The organism is Chitinophaga agrisoli (assembly GCF_008386695.1).
GTDB lineage: Bacteria > Bacteroidota > Bacteroidia > Chitinophagales > Chitinophagaceae > Chitinophaga > Chitinophaga agrisoli.
This window is the reverse complement of sequence record NZ_VUOC01000003.1, coordinates 680,703-699,304: the sequence shown is the minus strand read 5'-3', so window position 1 is coordinate 699,304 and position 18,602 is coordinate 680,703. Positions and strand designations below refer to the sequence as shown.

Annotated in this window: 18 protein-coding genes; 5 read left to right on the top strand and 13 right to left on the bottom strand. The window is 48.7% G+C overall.

All coding sequences use genetic code 11. The annotated features are described in order from the left end of the window. Positions 1 to 31 precede the first annotated feature (31 nt). The 13 genes from F0L74_RS18240 to F0L74_RS18180 form a co-directional block, all read right to left on the bottom strand. The gene (locus F0L74_RS18240; protein ID WP_149839311.1) at positions 32 to 451 is read right to left on the bottom strand and encodes an acyl-CoA thioesterase; all 420 of its coding nucleotides are present in this window, start codon (positions 449 to 451) and stop codon (positions 32 to 34) included. Between the two features lie 53 nt (positions 452 to 504). After that, a complete protein-coding gene (locus F0L74_RS18235) occupies positions 505 to 1,122 on the bottom strand; it encodes a hypothetical protein (RefSeq protein ID WP_149839310.1) in 618 nt (205 codons plus the stop codon). A 14-nt stretch (positions 1,123 to 1,136) separates the two neighbouring features. Then, positions 1,137 to 1,556, bottom strand: coding sequence for a hotdog family protein (locus tag F0L74_RS18230; RefSeq protein ID WP_213087011.1), 420 nt, complete (start codon positions 1,554 to 1,556; stop codon positions 1,137 to 1,139). Between the two features lie 19 nt (positions 1,557 to 1,575). Next, positions 1,576 to 2,259 carry a lysophospholipid acyltransferase family protein gene (locus F0L74_RS18225; RefSeq protein WP_246197760.1) on the bottom strand — a complete coding sequence of 228 codons (684 nt, stop codon included), beginning with the start codon at positions 2,257 to 2,259 and terminating at the stop codon, positions 1,576 to 1,578. Between the two features lie 227 nt (positions 2,260 to 2,486). After that, on the bottom strand, positions 2,487 to 2,759 hold the full coding sequence (locus F0L74_RS18220; RefSeq protein WP_246197759.1) for an acyl carrier protein: 273 nt from the start codon (positions 2,757 to 2,759) through the stop codon (positions 2,487 to 2,489). Positions 2,760 to 2,941: 182 nt separating this feature from the next. Then, the gene (locus F0L74_RS18215; RefSeq protein ID WP_149839308.1) at positions 2,942 to 4,168 is read right to left on the bottom strand and encodes a beta-ketoacyl-[acyl-carrier-protein] synthase family protein; all 1,227 of its coding nucleotides are present in this window, start codon (positions 4,166 to 4,168) and stop codon (positions 2,942 to 2,944) included. Between the two features lie 87 nt (positions 4,169 to 4,255). Further along, positions 4,256 to 4,984, bottom strand: a complete 729-nt coding sequence (gene flxB, locus F0L74_RS18210; protein WP_149839307.1) for a flexirubin biosynthesis SDR family reductase FlxB — start codon at positions 4,982 to 4,984, stop codon at positions 4,256 to 4,258. A 48-nt stretch (positions 4,985 to 5,032) separates the two neighbouring features. Next, positions 5,033 to 6,568, bottom strand: coding sequence for a flexirubin biosynthesis tyrosine ammonia-lyase FlxA (gene flxA / locus F0L74_RS18205; protein WP_149839306.1), 1,536 nt, complete (start codon positions 6,566 to 6,568; stop codon positions 5,033 to 5,035). 147 nt (positions 6,569 to 6,715) lie between these two features. Then, positions 6,716 to 8,014, bottom strand: coding sequence for a hemolysin family protein (locus tag F0L74_RS18200; protein ID WP_149839305.1), 1,299 nt, complete (start codon positions 8,012 to 8,014; stop codon positions 6,716 to 6,718). Between the two features lie 24 nt (positions 8,015 to 8,038). Further along, positions 8,039 to 8,776, bottom strand: coding sequence for a ZIP family metal transporter (locus tag F0L74_RS18195; RefSeq protein ID WP_149839304.1), 738 nt, complete (start codon positions 8,774 to 8,776; stop codon positions 8,039 to 8,041). A 4-nt stretch (positions 8,777 to 8,780) separates the two neighbouring features. After that, positions 8,781 to 9,350 carry a phosphatase PAP2 family protein gene (locus F0L74_RS18190; RefSeq protein ID WP_149839303.1) on the bottom strand — a complete coding sequence of 190 codons (570 nt, stop codon included), beginning with the start codon at positions 9,348 to 9,350 and terminating at the stop codon, positions 8,781 to 8,783. Positions 9,351 to 9,410: 60 nt separating this feature from the next. After that, positions 9,411 to 10,163 (bottom strand): class I SAM-dependent methyltransferase, encoded by a 753-nt coding sequence (locus F0L74_RS18185; RefSeq protein WP_149839302.1) that lies wholly within the window; start codon positions 10,161 to 10,163, stop codon positions 9,411 to 9,413. 30 nt (positions 10,164 to 10,193) lie between these two features. Next, complete coding sequence (locus F0L74_RS18180) at positions 10,194 to 12,245, bottom strand: LTA synthase family protein (protein WP_149839301.1); 2,052 nt, start codon at positions 12,243 to 12,245, stop codon at positions 10,194 to 10,196. 320 nt (positions 12,246 to 12,565) lie between these two features. Here F0L74_RS18180 and glmM point away from each other — a divergent pair, with 320 nt between their 5' ends. The 5 genes from glmM (at position 12,566) to F0L74_RS18155 (ending at position 18,601) form a co-directional block, all read left to right on the top strand. Next, positions 12,566 to 13,948 (top strand): phosphoglucosamine mutase, encoded by a 1,383-nt coding sequence (glmM, locus tag F0L74_RS18175; protein ID WP_149839300.1) that lies wholly within the window; start codon positions 12,566 to 12,568, stop codon positions 13,946 to 13,948. 118 nt (positions 13,949 to 14,066) lie between these two features. Beyond that, positions 14,067 to 15,194: a cysteine desulfurase family protein gene (locus tag F0L74_RS18170; protein ID WP_149839299.1), complete on the top strand. Its 1,128-nt coding sequence runs from the start codon at positions 14,067 to 14,069 to the stop codon at positions 15,192 to 15,194. A 329-nt stretch (positions 15,195 to 15,523) separates the two neighbouring features. Beyond that, positions 15,524 to 16,063, top strand: coding sequence for a DUF4365 domain-containing protein (locus F0L74_RS18165; RefSeq protein WP_149839298.1), 540 nt, complete (start codon positions 15,524 to 15,526; stop codon positions 16,061 to 16,063). Position 16,064: 1 nt separating this feature from the next. Next, positions 16,065 to 17,198 (top strand): hypothetical protein, encoded by a 1,134-nt coding sequence (locus F0L74_RS18160; protein ID WP_149839297.1) that lies wholly within the window; start codon positions 16,065 to 16,067, stop codon positions 17,196 to 17,198. Positions 17,199 to 17,380: 182 nt separating this feature from the next. Continuing rightward, a complete protein-coding gene (locus tag F0L74_RS18155; RefSeq protein ID WP_149839296.1) occupies positions 17,381 to 18,601 on the top strand; it encodes a parallel beta-helix domain-containing protein in 1,221 nt (406 codons plus the stop codon). Position 18,602 lies beyond the last annotated feature (1 nt).

The following is an 18,602-nucleotide window of genomic DNA, read 5'->3' as shown; positions in this document are numbered from 1 at the left end:
CCGCCAGGTCCTGAAGGCCTGGCGGCATTGTTTAAAGTAATCCTAGCTGTTTTTTCCACGCCTCGAAAAAAGGCGGAATAGTAAGCTGCAGCGAGGATGTTTCCGTATCCAGGAACACCTGTACGGAGCTGCCATCCGCCACCAGCTCTCCGGTTGCGGCATTGTACAGGGTGTATACGAATTTGATCTTTGCGGCCGGCGTATCCACGTATTTCACATGTACGATCACGCGATCGCCATAACGGAGCGAACGTTTGTAATTACATTCCACTTTTACAATAGGAACGGTGTACCCGTAATTAAAGATATCCAGGTAACGGAGGCCGTACTTTTCGCCAAAGGCTTCGCGCCCATCCTCAAAATACCGCACGTAATGGCCGTGCCATACAATGCCCAACGGATCCGCCTCATTGAATTTTACCAGGATATTTGCCCGCTCTATTAGCTCCATGCTTTACACTTTACCGGCATTGCGTTCCCATTTTCTGTTACGCAGCGCCTTTATTAATTCTTTTCTTTCCACTCTTTATACTTGTGCTTCTTCACATCATCCAGCGTCTTATATATCGTATAGGCCCAGTAGTTACGGAAACCAAAACCCTGTGCCTTTGCTTCTACTTTTTCTGTTACCAGCACTTTGCCGCTGTTCATATCTACCAAGGTCACAAATACGTTGGCCCCTTTCTGGGCTTTGCTCATGCCATCCATTACAAACAGCAGGCCCACGCCTTTTTTGCCAAAGTGATACCCTTTCATCAGCTTTTCGATATCAGCGGGTTGCAACCGGCTGTAATCCCCTTCCTTATCTGAGATCAGGTGTGCCGTATTGATGCCCTCGTTATGTTTTTTCACCTGGTCAAGATCATTGGTTACCTGCTTATGGAATGCGCCTGCAATATCATATTTTTTGGGCTCATTAAGGATAACGGTGTTGATAGCGGGAAAAAGGCGGTCGCGCATTTCAGTGGCATCCGCGGTCTCGCCTATTACCCTGGCCTGGGTAAAGTCTATGCCCAGGTAGGTAAGCGGCTCCTCAGAGGCAAAAAAGTCCTTCAGGGTCTGTGCCTGGCTACCGGCAGTTAATAACAGCATGGCGGCCACCAGCGAAAACAAATGTTTCATGAGTCTGTACGATTTTAGGGGGTTATGAATATCTTCATTTCGCATTGGGCCATGAGCTTACCATTCCAGGTAACCTTACCGGTGACCATAGTGGCATTAAATACTTCGTGCCCCACTTCGGTAGTTGTTTCGATGAAGGCGCCGGCGGGGGGCAATTCAAAGATCTCCAGGTCCTTTACTGCACCAATATATCCCATAGGCACGGCGGTATTTTCCTGTAACGCCTGGTAACCGGCGCGGGCCGCGGCGGTTTGGGCGATATTCTCCATCAGGCCCGGCGGGGTTAATACGCCATCCTGCACAAATATATTATCCGGGCTGATCTGCAAACCGGTACGGGTGAGCTTGCCTTCTGCAAACAGGATACCACTGATCATTACAACGGGCGCCCGTTGTGGAATGTAGTGGATGATATTATCTGAATGAATGAACATCGTGATTAGCTTTTGGCCGTTAGCTTTTAGCTGTTAGCGATTGAAGCGGAGCGGCCGGCGCCCAGAAATCATAGTAATTAAACCATTGTTCCGGGTATAACCGCACTTTTTCTTCCAGCACTGTTACAAAATCCTGCAATGCCGCCTGTACGCCCTGGTTCCTGCGCCCATGGTACTGGCTGGGCGGGGTGGCATACAGGTGGTAATGGGTAGCGGTTTCCTTAAACGCAAATACCAGCGATACTGGTACACGGAAAGTAGCCGCCAGGAGAAAAGGCCCTGCCGGGAACCTTGCGGGCGCTCCCATGAACAGTGCCGTTTCTGTTTTATTGCCTTCCATGAACCGGTCTGCATGCATACATACCAGTTCATTGTTGCCAAGGGCTTCATTAATGGCGTAAATGTGCGATAAATCGTCCTTAATAACAATAACATTTACATTGCGCTCGCCGGTAATGGAGGATAGGTATTGCTTAATACGCTCATGCTCACCGTCGAACATCACGATATTGATACGGGTCTCGAGCCGTTTGAAAAGGTGCCCTGCCACTTCCCAGTTACCCAGGTGGGCGCTTAATAAAATGCCTCCGCGGCCCGTTGCTACCAACTGCCGCAGATGAGACTCGCCCTCGAACTGGAACGTAAATTTATTGGATATGCCGGCCATGACCACGACCTTATCGATCAGCGTTTGCCCGAACACGTAATAATTACGGTATACACTGCACAAAGAGCGCCACCAGCCATACCCTATTTTTGTATGAAAATAGCTGAAGATGGGCTTTGAGGAACTGTAGGAAAACAAAAAATAATACGCCGCTACGCATCTCAGCAACAAATAAGCCGGCCATACTCCCCCGTAACGTAAGATTTCAATGAAAATACGGTAACCCAGCTTATTTCCCTTCGATTTCCCCTGCCACGATGGCATTATACCAACTCTTTTTGTTTAAGACGAAGGGCCACGTAATCGTAAAAGTCCTGGAAGGTAACAATGCTCTGAAAATCCTCCGGGTTCACTTTGAAACCGAAGTTGTTTTCAATCACTACAACCAGGTCAATATAATCCAGGCTATCCAGCTCCAGGGTTGACTTGAGGTTAGCTTCAGGCGCAATGGCAGCGGGGTCCGCTTCAAACTCCTCAATCAGAAACGCATTTGTTGTTTGTATGATCTCTTTAATGTCCATATTAGTGTAACTCAATTCAGTATAGGTTGATTAAAAATCAAAGTGTGAACGGTTTTAGTCTAATCGAACCCAATTACAATGGTAAATCGACTCCAAAGTTAGTAATATATTATAAGTTATCACACAGGCCTTTAAGCTACGGGGTTAAGATATTAACCGTACTACGCGATATTGTACTCCAAACTATTGAAACCCAGTTACTTCCCTTCCCACCTGCGCACAATGAGGGAAGAATTAGTGCCCCCAAAGCCAAAGGAGTTTGACAAAAATATATTAAAATCTTTATTGATAGTAGTGTTAACAATATTTAACCTGGCGGCATCGTCGTCCGGGTTCTCCAGGTTTACGTTGGGGGCAATAAAACCGTTCTGCATCATGAGCATGGAATACACCACCTCGCTGGCGCCGGCCATCCAGCACTCATGGCCTGTCATGGACTTGGTGGAGCTGATGTAGGGGTTAGAGCCGCCAAATACCTCGTAAAGGGCTTTGGCCTCGCTGGTATCGCCCGCGGGGGTAGAGGTAGCGTGGGCGTTGATATAGGCGACATCCCGGGGCTGCATACCGGCATCCTTGAGGGCTATCTGTAAGGACCTTACCGGTCCTTCCACCGTAGGGTTAGAGATGTGCGCGCCGTTGGAAGAAAAACCGTATCCCAGCACTTCGCCCAGGATAGTAGCGCCCCTGCGTTGGGCGGCCTCCAGGCTTTCCAGTATAATGGTGGCGGCGCCGCCACTGGGCACCAGCCCGTCGCGATCACGGTCAAAGGGGCGGGAAGCCTTTGTTGGCTCCGCCTCGCGGGTAGAGAAGGTAGCGATGCCGTCAAAATTGCCCATGGCGTATACATTCACCTCCTGTGCCCCGCCGCAGATCACACAATCCTGCATGCCGTTCTTGATGAACATATAACCCATGCCAATGGCGTGGGAGCCGCTGGCGCAGGCCGCGCTTACGCTAAAATTCACGCCACGCAGCTTAAAGATGGTGGCCAGGTTCATATTTACGGTAGAGTTCATGGTCTGGAATACAGACCCGGAGCCTACCAGCATGGTATCTTTCTTTTCCCGGATAACATCCATGGATTCTACTACGGCGCGGGCTGTGCTGTCATTACCAAACAGCAAGCCTACTTCCGTACGCTCTATATAATCCGGGTCTATGCCGGCCTGGGCCAGCGCTTCCCGGGTGCTCATATATGCAAATTCTGCCTGCTCCGGCATAGTTAACCGCGCGCGGCGGTCCAGCAGGCCTTTGAGATTGGGTCTTTCTACGAAGCCGGTAAGGGCAGAGCGGTAACCGAACTCCTTTCTTTCAGGGTCAAACACGATACCGGATTTTCCCTGGTACAGCGAGTCCTTTACTTCGTTCAGGTCCTTGCCGATGCAGGAATAGATCCCCATGCCCGTAATCACTACTCTGTTCATGTTATTAAAGCTATTAGCTGTTAGCTTTCAGCTTTTAGCTAATGGCCTGTGGCTAAAAGCTAACGGCTAACAGCTAGCAGCTGTTTATTACGTATATAGTCCACCGTTAATTGACAATACTTCGCCGGTAATGTACGCAGATGCCTTTGATGCAAAGAAACCAACGGCTTCGGCCACTTCTTCAGGGGTGCCAAAGCGGTTCATGGGCACCTGGGCGGCCAGCTCTTTCTCATTCAGGTCTGCTGTCATATCCGTTCTGATAAAACCGGGCGCTACAGCATTCACCGTTACGCCCCGTTTGGCTACTTCCTGGGCCAGGGCCTTGGTGGCGCCTATTACGCCGGCCTTGGCAGCGGAGTAATTGGTTTGGCCCGGCATGCCCTTCAGGCCTGAAAGGGACACTATGTTAATGATACGCCCGTAGCGTTTCATCAGCATACCGTTCAACACCTGTTTGGTCACATAAAAAAAGCCATCCAGGCTGCTGCCCAGCACGTTACGCCACTGGGCGCTGTTCATCCAGAACAGCAGGTTATCTTCGCGGATACCGGCATTGTTTACCAGTACCTGCACCTGTTTATCTTTATTAGCCTCTACCCATGCGCCCAGCACCTGCTGCACCTCCTGCTCATTGCTTACGTCAAATTGCAGCACTTCACCGTCACTGCCTTTGGCCCGTACGGCCTCCAGCGTTTCCTGCGCCGCAGCGGCATTGCCTTTGAAGTTTATGATCACATGATAGCCCATTTCGGCCATCTTGATACATATTGCCCTGCCTATCCCTCTTGATCCGCCGGTTACTAAAGCACAATCCATTTAATTACGAATTACTAATTACGAATTACTCATTACTGTATTTGCACATTAGACGCTTACCGGCACTTGTTGCACCAGGTATTCCTTGATCTTGCGGATATCAGTATACCGGGGGCTGTCTTCAATAAATTTAGGAAAAATAGCCCTTACTTCCTGGTAAATACGTTTGGAGAAGGTAGATAAGCGGTCTTCACAGCCCAGATAATCTACTGCCTGCAGCATGGTCATTACCTGTATGGCCAGCACCTCAAACGTATTCTCTATCACCTTGTTAGCCATCAGGGCGGCATTGCAGCCCATGCTTACTATATCCTGGTTATCATTATTATTGGGAATGCTGTGCACGTACATGGGGAAAGACAAGGTCTGATTTTCCGCTACGGTAGAGGTAGCGGTGAACTGCACGCCCTGCATACCAAAATTAAAGCCCAGTTTGCCCAGGTTCATAAATGGCGGGAACTTGTGGTTCAGCTTGTCGTTCATCAGGTAATTGAGCTGTCTTTCAGAGAGCATGCTCAGTTTAGTGATGGCGATCTTGAGCTTGTCCATTTCCAGGGAGATGTAATCGCCGTGGAAATTACCGCCATGGTATACGTTCTGGTTGTGGTGGTCTACCACGGGGTTATCGCTTACAGAGTTCAGCTCCGCCAGCACTACTTTTTCCGCGTGGGCCAGCGTGTCATGCACAGGGCCCAGAATCTGCGGCACGCAGCGCAGGGAGTAGTATTCCTGTACTTTATCCTTAAAGATCTCTTCCTCCAGCTCTTTATACAGATGGTCTGGCCGGTGACGGATCATTTTGCTATCTTTTAAGATGCCGCGCATTACAGCGGCTACATGGTTCTGGCCGGTATGGTGTTTTACGATATTGAGCTCGTAAGACAGGTGGTCGTCAAACGCCTCCACGATCTCATTGATCATGGCGGAGACGATGCAGCTCCAGCCCAACAGCTTACGGGCCTCTATCAGGTTCACCAGGCCTACGCCGGTCATGGCAGAGGTGCCATTGATCACGGCCAGCCCTTCGCGGATATGCACTTTTATGGGTTGTAATCCCAGTTTGGCGAAAACCTCCGCGGTAGGATGCAGCTGGTCTTTATAATATACTTCCCCCTCGCCTATCAGCACCAGGGCCAAATGGGCCAGCTGTACGAGATCGCCGCTGGCGCCTACGCCGCCGTGCTCGTAAATGCAAGGGTATACGTCTTTATTGATCAGGTCCCTCAGCAACGCCACTACTTCCGGATGCACCCCGGAATGCGCCTGCATAAAGCTGCTCAGGCGGGCAATCATTAACCCTTTGGTCAGCAGCGGAGACATACATTTACCTGCGCCGGAGCTATGGCTGCGGATCAGGTTGTATTGCAATTGCAGGGTGTCCGCCTCTGGTATCCGGTATTGCGCCATGGGGCCAAAACCGGTATTGATACCATAAATGAGCTTTTTGGCGGAGAACTGTTGCAGGAATTGGAAATTCTTCTCTACTTCCTGTAAAGCGGTCTCTTCCAACTCCAACTTTTCCTGCCCGAACATCACCCGGTATACTTCATCCAGGGAAAGCGCCTTACGTCCTACTAGGATCATTATCTTAAATTAAATTATTTATTATATGTAAAAGTGCACAAAAGTATAAAAAAAAGTCGTTAGTTGATAGACCTCAGTCATTAGTGATTGACGCATACGGTTTTCTTACTAATGACTGGTGACTATTTACTAACGGCTGCCAGTTGTTTACTCTTCTTCCCGTTCCCGCGGTACCGGCGTGTGTACCAATACTTTATCAATGCGGTGCACATCCATATCGACAATCTCAAAGGTGAAGCCCCTCCATTCGAATTTCTCACCGGTTTGGGGAATATGTTCCAGGTGGTGTAGTATAAATCCTGCGAGGGTATCAAATTCCTGCTCAAACTCCGCCATCCAGTCTTCTTTATCAAACTCGCTCAGAAAATCGTAAAAGGGTATCTGGGCGTCTATCAGGTAGGAGCCGTCGTCCCTTTTCACCATTTCATAATCGTCGAGCTGGCCGGTTTCCGGCATGTCCCCTACGATGGCCTCCAGGATATCGTTCAGGGTGATCATACCCAGGAATGTGCCATATTCATCTACGATAAAGGCGGCATGCACCTGTGTTTCCTTAAACTTTTCCAGCACCTGGTAGGCGCTGTTGTTTTCCGGCACGAACAATGGCTTACGGATAATGGGTTTCAGCGCGTAATTATTGCCGGCGGCAGCGGCATACAGGTCCTTGATGGAGATGATGCCTTTAATGCTATCGATCTGCCCTTCGCATACGGGGTATACGGAGTGCAAACTGTTGTTGATCTTACGTTTAAAGCTTTCTACAGACTCGTTGATGTCCAGCCACACGATATCCGTGCGGTGGGTCATCAGGGAGGTGATATTACGATCGCCCAGGTGGAATACCCTTTCAATGATCTCCTGCTCTGTTTCTTCGATGGCGCCGGAAGTAGTGCCTTCATTAATGATGGCTTTGATCTCTTCTTCGGTAACATGCGATTCAGCCCCTTTTAATTTAAAGATCTTTACGATGACGTTGGACGAGACGGTCAGCAGCGCTATAAAAGGAAACGTAACGCGGGAGAGGATGGTCATAGGCCGGGCTACGGCCTTGGCGATGGTTTCCGGCCGGGCAAGGCCCAGGCGTTTAGGCACCAGCTCACCCAATACCAATGAGAAATAGGTGATGGTGACCACGATGATAGCGGTAGCGATGCCGCTGGCATACGGACGCAGCAGTTCCATTTGCCCAACAAATGCCACCAGGTCCGACTTCAGCTTTTCGCCGGAGTAGATACCTGTTAAGATGCCTATCAGGGTAATGCCTATCTGGACGGTGGAAAGGAATTTATCCGGGTTGTTGGCCAGCTTTAAAGCGGCCTTTGCTTGTTCATCGCCTTTATTGGCCTGGTGCTCCAGCCGGACTTTACGTGCAGAAACCATGGCTATCTCAGACATTGAGAACACACCATTCAGTAAAATCAGGATGAGGATTATGACGACTTCCATGATATAAAGGCTAAAAATAAAAAATTATTCAAATATTAAGGTAAGAAATGCCAAAACAATACCAGCAGCAAATGCCAGTATTTTACGTTTGCTCAATTCGTGATGCCGGGTGCCACTTTCGTAGAATATGGTAGTGGAAATATGCACAAACGCGCCAATGACCAGCGCGGTGAGATATACGAGCGATGCGGTAACGGTTTCCGAATAATGGCCTAATTGTCCTGCCAGCACCGCCGCCAGCGGCGTTACCAGGGAAAAAAGGCCCAGGATCCGCCATAACCTGGCTTTAGGCTGGTGCGCATGCATCATCACGGTCATAAGTGTAAGCGCCTCCGGCACTTTATGGGCAGCAACGCCAAAAGCCAGGGAAGGCAGCGCGGAGCGGTCGCCAAAGTTCAGCCCCAGCGGAATACCTTCCATAAACGCGTGTATGGACAAGCCTGCCAGCAGGGGGGTAATGGAAATATGGTGGTGGTGGCCATCTGCCGGCGGCAAATGGGTATGGCCGTGCTCCATGCCATGTGACAGCTGCTGCAGGAACACCTGCAGGAAAAAACCCAGCAGGATGTATACGCCCGCGGTATGCCCCAGTTCATGATATACTTCCGGCAGCAGGTGCATAATAGTGATCCCGAAAAGGAAAGCCCCTGTGAATGCCAGCAGATATATAGGTAAATTAGGATGCAGCCGCTTTACGGTCATGGGGATCAGCCCGCCGCCAAAGGTGGCTGCCAGTATTAATATCAAAAAGCTCCAGTTCATGTTGTTAGTTCTGCTTCCAGCCTGATGCGACGTTGAAAAAGCTGCCGCTCAATAATCCTATCATAATGCCCAGCAACGCGCCACCGGCTACATCCAGCGGGTAATGGAGCCCTACATAGATCTGCGCAAACCCGATAGCGGCCGCCCATATGTAGAACAGCCATACATAGCGTTGAAAAGCTGTTTTTAAAGTTAAGAAACAAAAAGTTCCCAATGCAAAGTGATTGGCAGCGTGGTTAGAGGTAAAACTGCCGCTCATGGGGCAATAAGGCACCAGCACGCGGACAAAATGCTGCAACAGGGGATCACGGCAGGGTCTTAAACGGCCTACTGTATCTTTGAGGAAGCTGCTGGTCTGGTCTGCTATCCCAAATGCCACAATAAACAGTACTATCCAGAAAAAACCCCGCCATTTATAATTGATGGTGACGAATAGGCCCAGGAACAGGTACAGGGGCGCCCAGATAAAAGGCTCCCTTACCCAGGGCATCAGCGCATCGAGCCAGCCTGCCTGCCATTGGTTGTTGATACGGAAGAATAACCTTACATCCTGGCGTAGTAACCATTCCAGCATAATTGTTCCTGTTTAAATTGCAAATTGCCATACAGGCGGCACGATCTCACCACCGTGCCGCTACTCTTTTACCATTTTTTCCGCGATCATGATCATCCTGGGCGAGTGCTGCTCATCATAAGCATTGAAATGATAATCGCCGAAGATATCTACGAGCCGCAGGCCCTGCCGGGCGAACATTTTCTCAAAATCAGCCAGGGTAAAGGCTCTTACACTTTCCGTAAAGGAGGTCCGCAACATTTTACCCTTATCCAGTATATTGATCTGTTTCAGGAAACAATCCTGTAACAGCGCTCTTTTAATGTCAAATACCACATCCCCTGCTTCCTTTACCTCGCTGGGCACCAGGTGCGCCGCTACGTAGGGGCTGTTCAGGTAGTCCAGCACCAGCCGGCAACGCGGTTTCAGCGCATTTTTGAAGGTACGCAGGGCGTTGTCATTATCGCGTTGCGTATCAAAATAGCCAAAGCTGGTGAAGAAGTTGAACACCACATCAAAATAATTGATGCGGAAAGGCAGGCGCATATCATGCTGGAAAAAGTGCAGGTGATCGTTCTCCAGCTTTTTGGCAGCGTTAATGCTCTCAATGGAAAGATCTATACCGGTTACCATCAACCCTTTATCGGCGAGGTATTTGGCGTGCCGTCCGCGGCCACAGGCGGCATCCAGCACCGGGGCGCCGGGCGCAGGGCGCAGGTAGGCCAGCAACTTATCAATGAATAAGGCGGCTTCCTGCTCGTTCCGGTTGCTGTACAACTGGTAGTAATAGGGAGAGTTAAACCAGTCCTTAAACCATTGCTTTGCTGCTTTCATACTTTTTACGCTATGCACTGCCGGAAATTTTTAACGTTTGCTAAGATGCGTGGCGCTCATAGCCGACAGTCCCTTTTTATTATTAAACATCAAATATCGGGTGCTTTCGTAAAACCCATGCGTTAAATTATTAAGTGCACGGGCGGTATCCGCATGTTCCTGCTGCACATCCTTCAGGGCGTCGCCTTTAAGATCGTACAGGGCAGTTTTGCCACTGCGGGTATTGAGCTCATACATGTACTGGTCGCCTATCACTGCGGTGCACCACTGCAGGTTCTTCATGTAAGAGATGAAAGCATAGCGGTTACTGTAGGTGGTATCCAGCAGGTCTATACCCAGGGTATAGTTCTTATGCGGTACCCCTGCCAGGTTAGCTACGGTAGGATATACATCCAGCAGGCTACCCGCGCGGGTCACCTCCTGCGGTTTTAAACGGCCGGGGGCATAGATGATACAAGGCACGTGCTCTCCCCCGCTGCCCAGCTCATATTCCGGGTAGGGCATAAAGTGGTAGGGGTTAAGAATGCAGTTATGATCGCCAAAGAACACAAAGATGGTATTATCCAGGTATCCGCCCTCTTTGGCCAGCCGGATCAGGTGCCCCAGGTTATAATCCAGGTAACGGAGGGCGTTAAACTGGTCTATGGTCACAAAACCCGCCTCTTTGAACTTGTTCATGTCTATTTCCTGCTCTGTAAGCTTACGGAAGTCACCCGCGCCTTTGGTGGTGGTGTAGGGCGCATGATTATCGGCAGTTTGCAGGAAAGCTACAAAAGGCTGCTTACGCTGATGGGCATTCTTAAAGATCTCGCTGGCTTCTGTTACCAGGTCATAATCAGAAACGCCCCACACATCTGCCTTGGCGGCTTTGAAATAACCTTCTTCGTAGATCTTTATGCTATCTACATTATTGGTGAACACCGCGCGGATATTGGCCCAGTTGGTGTTGCCACCCAGCAGGTAATATTTCTCGTAGCCGTTGAACTGGTCCATAATGATGCGCTGATCCACCATCTGGGGGTGCCGGCTGGCTGTTTTTACCTGGGTAATATCCGGCAGGCCGGTGGTAACGCCATATACAGTTTTGGCGGTGCTTACCGCCGGCACATAAAAGTTCCGGAACAGGATGCCGCTATCCGCCAGCATTTGCATGTTGGGCGTGGCCTGCATGGGATTATTGAACATGCTGGTCACTGCCGCACCGGTAGACTCCAGCATTACCAGCACAATATTAGACCGCGGCCTATCGACGCCCGGGTAGCTGCGCTCGTAATTGAGCAGCTGCGCATCCGGGGTATCTACCCGCAGGTATTGGGCCATGTACGGGTAATATTCGCGGGTTTTCTGTATATCGTAGGTATCTCCTTTGGTAGAAAAATTGTCTGTAAAATATAGTATCGGGTTCAGGGCCAGGCTGGTGATGCCATTGTCGCGGGTAAACATGGCCTGGCTCCAGCGCAGGGGAAAATAAGCAAAGTTGCCGTAGATGCCGGCCCCAAACAGGATCACCAGGGCCGTGACCCAGCCGGCATAACGCCAGCCTTTTACGGTAGCAGCCGGTTGCAGCGCCAGCCTGCGGTAGGTATATACCTGCAGGCGGTATAAAAGGAACAGGAACAGGCCTATACCAATAACGCCCCTTACCACGGGATAACTTTGCCATACCATGCGCATATTATCCGCCCGCTCGCCGGAAGCCATAAAACGGGTAATGGAAGGATCGAGACGCAAGCCCAGGTAGGCATAATGACCCAGGTCCAGCACGTATAATACAGTAAGCACCAGGTATACCAGGAAGAGGTATACGAAGTTGATCCTGCGTAACAAACCGGAGGTAAAGAAACGGTTGCGCGTTATAACAACCAGTAGTCCCAGCGGGATGATCATTATTAAAGTAAGGCGCAGATCGAATTTAAGGCCCAGGTACCAGGCCTTGCGGATGAGCGCTGTATCTGTAATGGTGGTCTTGAAAAAGAAGAGATAGAATACCAGCCGGAAAAAGGCCGTCAGTAAAAAAAGATAGCATGCCTGCACAAGCACAAAGCGAATATACTGGGGTATATTCTTCCAAAAGTACTTCATCGTAACTCGTAAGCGTTTATGTATTAATCAACCTATTTATTAGTAAAAAATTAAAAGCGTAGCTGCAAAGATACTTCATTTGCCGCATAGTACAGGGGCTATTATGGGCAGGCTGGAATGTACTATGGTGGCTCACCAGGCCGGCATATGCAGGCGTAATGCGGCAGTATCATAAATGGCATAGGGGGGCGCCGCCTGCAATGCAGCACAGAAAAGGGTTACGGCGGGCAAAGATAGCCCACAACCCATCCAGACCGGAAATAAAGATATTTTCTTGCTGGCGGATTTTTTTATCTTTGCCTTCCTTAAAAATTGAATTCGTGGCACTGATCAAATCGATATCCGGCATACGTGGCACCATTGGCGGCAGACCCGGTGAAGGACTTTCTCCATTAGACGTAGTTAAATTTACCGCAGCTTACGGAACATGGTTAATCAAACAGCATCCTGATAACAAAAAGGTAGTTATCGGACGCGATGGGCGCATTTCCGGCGAGCTGGTAAAGAACCTGGTCGTATCTACCCTGAACGGGCTGGGACTGGATGTAGTGGACCTGGGTCTTTCTACCACCCCTACCGTGGAGATAGCCGTAAAGATGGAACATGCCGCAGGCGGTATCATTATTACTGCCAGCCATAACCCCAAAGAATGGAATGCCCTTAAGCTGCTGAATAGCGAGGGCGAGTTTATTTCCGGCGCAGACGGCGTAGCCCTGCTGGAAATAGCCGAACAGGAAGACTTTAACTTTGCAGACGTGAACAAGCTGGGCGCCTATCACCAGGATGACAGCTACCTGCAGAAACATATTGACCTGGTGGTGAACTACCCCCTGGTAGACGTAGCAGCCATCCGCGCCCGTGACTTTAAGATCGTAGTGGATGCGGTAAACTCCACCGGCGCTATCTTCATCCCAGCCTTGCTGAAGGCGCTGGGCGTAGCCCATGTGGAAGTGCTGTTTGAAGAGGTGAACGGCCGTTTTGGCCATAACCCGGAACCACTGCCAGAGAACCTGACCGCCCTCTCCAACGAGGTAAACCGGTCCAACGCGGACCTGGGCATAGCCGTAGACCCGGACGTAGACCGCCTTTGCTTTGTATGCGAGGACGGCAGCATGTTTGGCGAGGAATATACCCTGGTGGCCGTAGCGGATTATATACTGAATAAAAGAAAAGGCAATACCGTTTCCAACCTCTCCTCTACCCAGGCGCTGAAGGATGTAACGTTGAAGCATGGGGGCGAATACCACCCATCCGCCGTAGGCGAAGTGAATGTGGTAAAGAAAATGAAAGAGGTGAACGCTGTCATAGGCGGAGAAGGCAACGGGGGCATTATTGTACCGGACCTGCACTACGGCCGTGATGCGCTGATCGGCATAGGCCTGTTCCTGAGCCATGTGGCCCACAGCAAAAAGAATCTGAAAAACCTGCGTAACAGCTACCCGGACTATTTTATCTCCAAGAACAAGATAGAGCTGGACAAAGGCGTGGACGTAAAGACCATCTTTGAGAAGATCCGCGGCAAATACAAGAACCAGCCTACCAATACGGAAGATGGCCTGAAGATAGAGTTCGAAAAAGACTGGGTGCATTTACGCACTTCCAATACGGAGCCTATTATCCGTATCTATGCGGAGAGCCAGTTTGAGACCACGGCAGATAACATTGCCCGCAGGATCATGCAGGATATCAAGGAGTTTATGTAAGCAGGGCTGCAGGACCTCTCATAACGGTTATTAGCTAAAAGTTTAAAAATTACGATATTTGTGGGCGCTTAAAGAGCGCCCTTTTTTATTTTATCAAAAACCACCAACCATCCACACCTTGAAAAGAATCTACTTTGACAATGCAGCTACCACACCGCTGGATAAGGCCGTGCTGGATGCTATGTTGCCGTACATGACAGATCATTTCGGCAACCCTTCCTCCATCTATTCGTATGGACGGGAGTCAAGACTGGGCATTGAGAACGCCCGCAAAACCGTAGCCCGGATCCTGAATGCACATCCGGGAGAGATCTTCTTCACCTCCGGCGGAACGGAAAGCAGCAATACGGCCATTAATGCCGCTGTCAGAGACCTGGGATGCCGTCATATTATTACCTCCGAAATAGAGCACCATGCCACCATGCACTCCGTAGACCTGCTGCGCGGCAGCCAGGGTATACAGGTATCGCATGTACGCCTGCTGCCGGATGGCCATGTGGACATGGCGCACCTGCGCGAGCTGCTGGCCGGCACAGACAAAAGGAGCCTGGTAACGCTGATGCATGCCAATAATGAAATAGGCAACCTGCTGGATATACATGCCGTGGGTAACCTGTGCAAGGAGTTTGACGCTATCTTTCACTCCGACACCGTACAGACGGTAGGCCACTACCCTTTTGACCTGCGTAATACGCCGGTACACTTCATTAACGGCGCGGGGCATAAGTTCCATGGGCCTAAAGGCGTAGGCATCCTTTATATTAATGAAAATGTAAAGATCACTCCTTATATACAAGGCGGGTCGCAAGAGCGTAATATGCGCGCAGGCACAGAGAACCTGTACGGTATTATTGGTTTTGCCAAAGCGCTGGAACTGGCTACGGCAAATTTCCAGGAGCATAGCCGGCATATCAATGACCTGCGTATGTATATGGCAGATCAGCTGGAACAACATATACCGGGTGTGTCGTTTAATGGCGACCTGCGCGGGCGCAGCCTGTATACGGTGTTGAATGCAGCTTTCCCGAAGTCTGAGAAGAGCGAGATGTTGTTGTTTAACCTGGATATAAATGGGATCTGTGCCAGCGGTGGCAGTGCGTGTACGTCTGGGGCAGATGCGGGATCGCATGTGATACGTGCGTTGAATAGTGATCCGAATAGGGTGAGTGTGCGGTTTTCTTTCTCGAAGGATAATACGAAGGAAGAGGTGGATGCGGTGGTTGGGAAGTTGAAGGAGTTGATGTGAGAGATTTTTGAATTTATATAGGGAATCCCGGCCGGTGGCCGGGATTTTTGTTTTTAGGATATGTTATTATCTGTTTCAAATTGATGGTGTGTGAGTTTATTTGATTAATAGGCGAGAGATTTTTTTTTGTCCGAAAAGGATGCATTATTTTCGCGACGGTCTGTTACAATTGAAAGTCGCTCCCGGAGCGTGGCAGGATACCCTGCTTAGGTTAATGATGGGCCTTTTTGTTTATAGTCCCTCTTTAGGTAGCTATTCCTGCTAGATGTTATAACCCACTGCAAAACGAAAATCTTCAAAACCATCCTGAAAAATAGACAGGCTATTCTATGAGTTTAACCTTACAAAATGTAGAATCGGAGCTCAGCTACGCATTTTTACACGCTATAGCGGGAAAAGCGGGAATGAGCTGTAAAATGGGCGACAGGCATGACGATGCCCATGGAATAGATGCAGAAATTAGTTTTTGGGGCGTGACTGAGCATCCATATATCAAACATGTGCAGCTCAATATTCAATTAAAGGCTACGATAGGTGATCCTGGCACGCAGCCAGACTATGTCTCATATTTCTTTCAAGGGACCCGTAGATACGATAAGTTGAGGACTGACGACAGCATGTGTTACAAAATTTTAGTTGTCCTTTTTTTGCCACCTGATCCTTCCTCCTGGCTAAATTGTTCTAAAGATGAACTTGTCCTAAAAAATTGTGCCTATTGGGTGAACCTGTATGGCGCGGAAAGAACAAATAATGAGCATGGACAGACTATTTATTTGCCAAGAAATCACCTGTTAACGCCTACAGAATTAGTGAGATTAGCTAATTTAGCAGTAAACAAGAATATACCTGGTTATAAAAGACCTATATAATATGGAGAAGGTCGACGTTTCATCCATAGAGATCCGGGACTACGCCCAAAGTTTGGGGTGGCAACTTATAAGGGAAGCCTTAAAAGATGGTCTTTTTGTGCTTAATAGCCCTAATGGCGACAATACGCAATTGATCTTTTCAAAAGACTCAGATGTTCCTCACTATCCAGAAATGGCGTTGCAGACATTGAAAAGGCTTTCCGATTATTATCGAAAAAATCTTACAGAAGTTGCCGAAGAAATAAGAGAGGTCAATGACGACGTGATTAGTTTGCGATACTATTCGGAAAGCAAAGTAGTAAATTCAATTTCGTTTGAAGAAGCCTTTGAAGCTATTGCCGCTACACGGCAAATGCTATTGTCTGCAGCAAGTTCTGTGGTCAATCCCAAAACTTATCATCCCAAATTAAATAGGACCGAACCCCAGGAGCTTATAAAGAAAACAAAATTCAGACATACCCAGGAAGGAAGTTTTATAATTAAAGTTTCTATCCCATTTGAGCCGGTAAATATGTTGGACAAGCTGTTCCCGGACCAATCCACCAAGCCAATGGGCCGGCAGACCGTGGAACTTATAAGCACAGCTTCCAAGGAAATCATTGAAACTATAGATTCAAATACAATAGCTGGATTATATCAAAGACAATCAGCTTCTGAAAGGCCTATTATCAGCTATAATTTTTGTGATTCATTACTAAAAATATTTGATAAAGAACGCGAGCTTCCATTTGAATTGATCTTCAATTGGAGTAAAGCATCTTTACTTAATACTCCCAAACCAGAAGTTCCCGGTAGAATTGCCTTTCCTTTTTCCTACAGAGGAAAATTAGAAGAACTGAAAGAGTATTTTACGCCCCAAAGGAAGGAGATCAAAGATACATTTTACGGGACAGTTGAAGCCTTGAATGGAGACATTGGCGCGGACGGCCGGCGTTCCGGAGAAGTGGTTTTTGCTTTGTTAATTGAAACAGATATTGTTCGAGCAAGGGCAAATCTTAATGCTGAGCAATACCAGGTCGCTATCAAAGCCCATGAACAGGGAGGCGCTTATGTTATGATAAAAGCTAAATTAAATCAGCAAAGCCGGGGTGGGCTTATAGAGGAAATTGTCGATTTCAGGTTGGCAGATGGCTAATTAGTTAGACGAACTTAGTCAAACTTTAGATAAACATTTTCAGATCACTCTCACTATACATTGATAATCAACATAAAAATAGTCTCACTTATTAAATAGCTATTTAGTCATTTCACTCCCCTCCCCCACGTTTCCTACCAGTTTTTTCCGTAAATTTAAACAGGCCCTAAAATCCACGTTCTATGCGCATATGCATCCTCCTAACCCTGGGCGCGATAACAATTTGCCAAACGCCCATTTATGCCCAACAGGACATACAAAAACAGCTACAGCGCCAGCTTATCATGGCAGAAGACGGCAGTGTGATCGAATTGCCCGCCGGCCGTTACCAGCTCTCCTCTACCCTTTCCCTGGAAGGCAAGAAAAAAGTGCTTATTAAAGGCGCCGGTATGGATAAGACCATCCTCAATTTTAAAGGACAATCAGAAGGTGCGGAAGGCCTGCGCGTGTCCAATGCACAGGATATTATTATCCGCGATCTGACAGTACAGGACACAAAGGGGGATGGTATTAAAACCATGAATGTAACCGGCATTACCTTTAAACAGGTAAAAGTAGAATGGACCGGCACACCGGCTAAAGAAAACGGCGCTTATGGCCTGTATCCCGTACAATGCCAGCAGGTGCTGATAGACAGCTGCACTGCTATCGGGGCCTCTGACGCCGGACTGTATGTAGGCCAGTCAAAGGATATTGTGGTGCGCAATTGCCTGGCCAAAAACAATGTGGCCGGTATTGAGATCGAGAACTCCCTGCATGCGGAGGTATACGACAATGAAGCCACTGAAAATACCGGCGGTATACTGGTGTTTGATCTGCCGGACCTGGTGCAGAAAAAAGGCGGTTATGTAAAGGTGTTTAACAACAATATCCATCATAACAATTTCCCCAATTTTGCTCCCAAAGGTAATACGGTAGCTAAGGTGCCAGCCGGCACCGGGGTTATGATACTGGCCACCAACCATGTAGAGGTATTCAATAATAAGATCCATTATAATAACAGCGCGGGCACCGCCATTATCAGCTATTTTATGACGGAGAACCCTATTAAGGACTCCACTTATACCCCCTACCCTGCCACCGTGTATATACATGATAACGATTATATCCGGGACCATGTAAAGTTCCAGGGGAAAGGGCGCATAGGGCTGATGTTTAAATTTAAGCTGGGCTTTGGCAAAAATGTGCCGCATATCTTTTATGACGGGATCCTTAATAAAGACTGGACGGATGCCAGCGGCCAGTATAAACCGGAATACCGCATTTGCATAGCGGATAACAAGAATGCATCCTTTGCTAACCTGGATGCAGGCAATAAATTCAAAAACGTATCACGTGACGCGGAGCTGTATAATTGCAGCAACCCTGTTACCACCACCACTACGGTAAAAAGCGGAGATTGAC

Excerpts from the sequence above, each read along its gene's own strand:
- F0L74_RS18240 (WP_149839311.1), bottom strand. The coding sequence starts at position 451 with ATGGAGCTAATAGAGCGGGCAAATATCCTGGTAAAATTCAATGAGGCG.
- F0L74_RS18235 (WP_149839310.1), bottom strand. The coding sequence starts at position 1,122 with ATGAAACATTTGTTTTCGCTGGTGGCCGCCATGCTGTTATTAACTGCC.
- F0L74_RS18230 (WP_213087011.1), bottom strand. The coding sequence starts at position 1,556 with ATGTTCATTCATTCAGATAATATCATCCACTACATTCCACAACGGGCG.
- F0L74_RS18215 (WP_149839308.1), bottom strand. The coding sequence starts at position 4,168 with ATGAACAGAGTAGTGATTACGGGCATGGGGATCTATTCCTGCATCGGC.
- flxB (WP_149839307.1), bottom strand. The coding sequence starts at position 4,984 with ATGGATTGTGCTTTAGTAACCGGCGGATCAAGAGGGATAGGCAGGGCA.
- flxA (WP_149839306.1), bottom strand. The coding sequence starts at position 6,568 with ATGATCCTAGTAGGACGTAAGGCGCTTTCCCTGGATGAAGTATACCGG.
- F0L74_RS18200 (WP_149839305.1), bottom strand. The coding sequence starts at position 8,014 with ATGGAAGTCGTCATAATCCTCATCCTGATTTTACTGAATGGTGTGTTC.
- F0L74_RS18195 (WP_149839304.1), bottom strand. The coding sequence starts at position 8,776 with ATGAACTGGAGCTTTTTGATATTAATACTGGCAGCCACCTTTGGCGGC.
- F0L74_RS18190 (WP_149839303.1), bottom strand. The coding sequence starts at position 9,350 with ATGCTGGAATGGTTACTACGCCAGGATGTAAGGTTATTCTTCCGTATC.
- F0L74_RS18185 (WP_149839302.1), bottom strand. The coding sequence starts at position 10,163 with ATGAAAGCAGCAAAGCAATGGTTTAAGGACTGGTTTAACTCTCCCTAT.
- F0L74_RS18180 (WP_149839301.1), bottom strand. The coding sequence starts at position 12,245 with ATGAAGTACTTTTGGAAGAATATACCCCAGTATATTCGCTTTGTGCTT.
- F0L74_RS18165 (WP_149839298.1), top strand. The coding sequence starts at position 15,524 with ATGAGTTTAACCTTACAAAATGTAGAATCGGAGCTCAGCTACGCATTT.
- F0L74_RS18160 (WP_149839297.1), top strand. The coding sequence starts at position 16,065 with ATGGAGAAGGTCGACGTTTCATCCATAGAGATCCGGGACTACGCCCAA.
- F0L74_RS18155 (WP_149839296.1), top strand. The coding sequence starts at position 17,381 with ATGCGCATATGCATCCTCCTAACCCTGGGCGCGATAACAATTTGCCAA.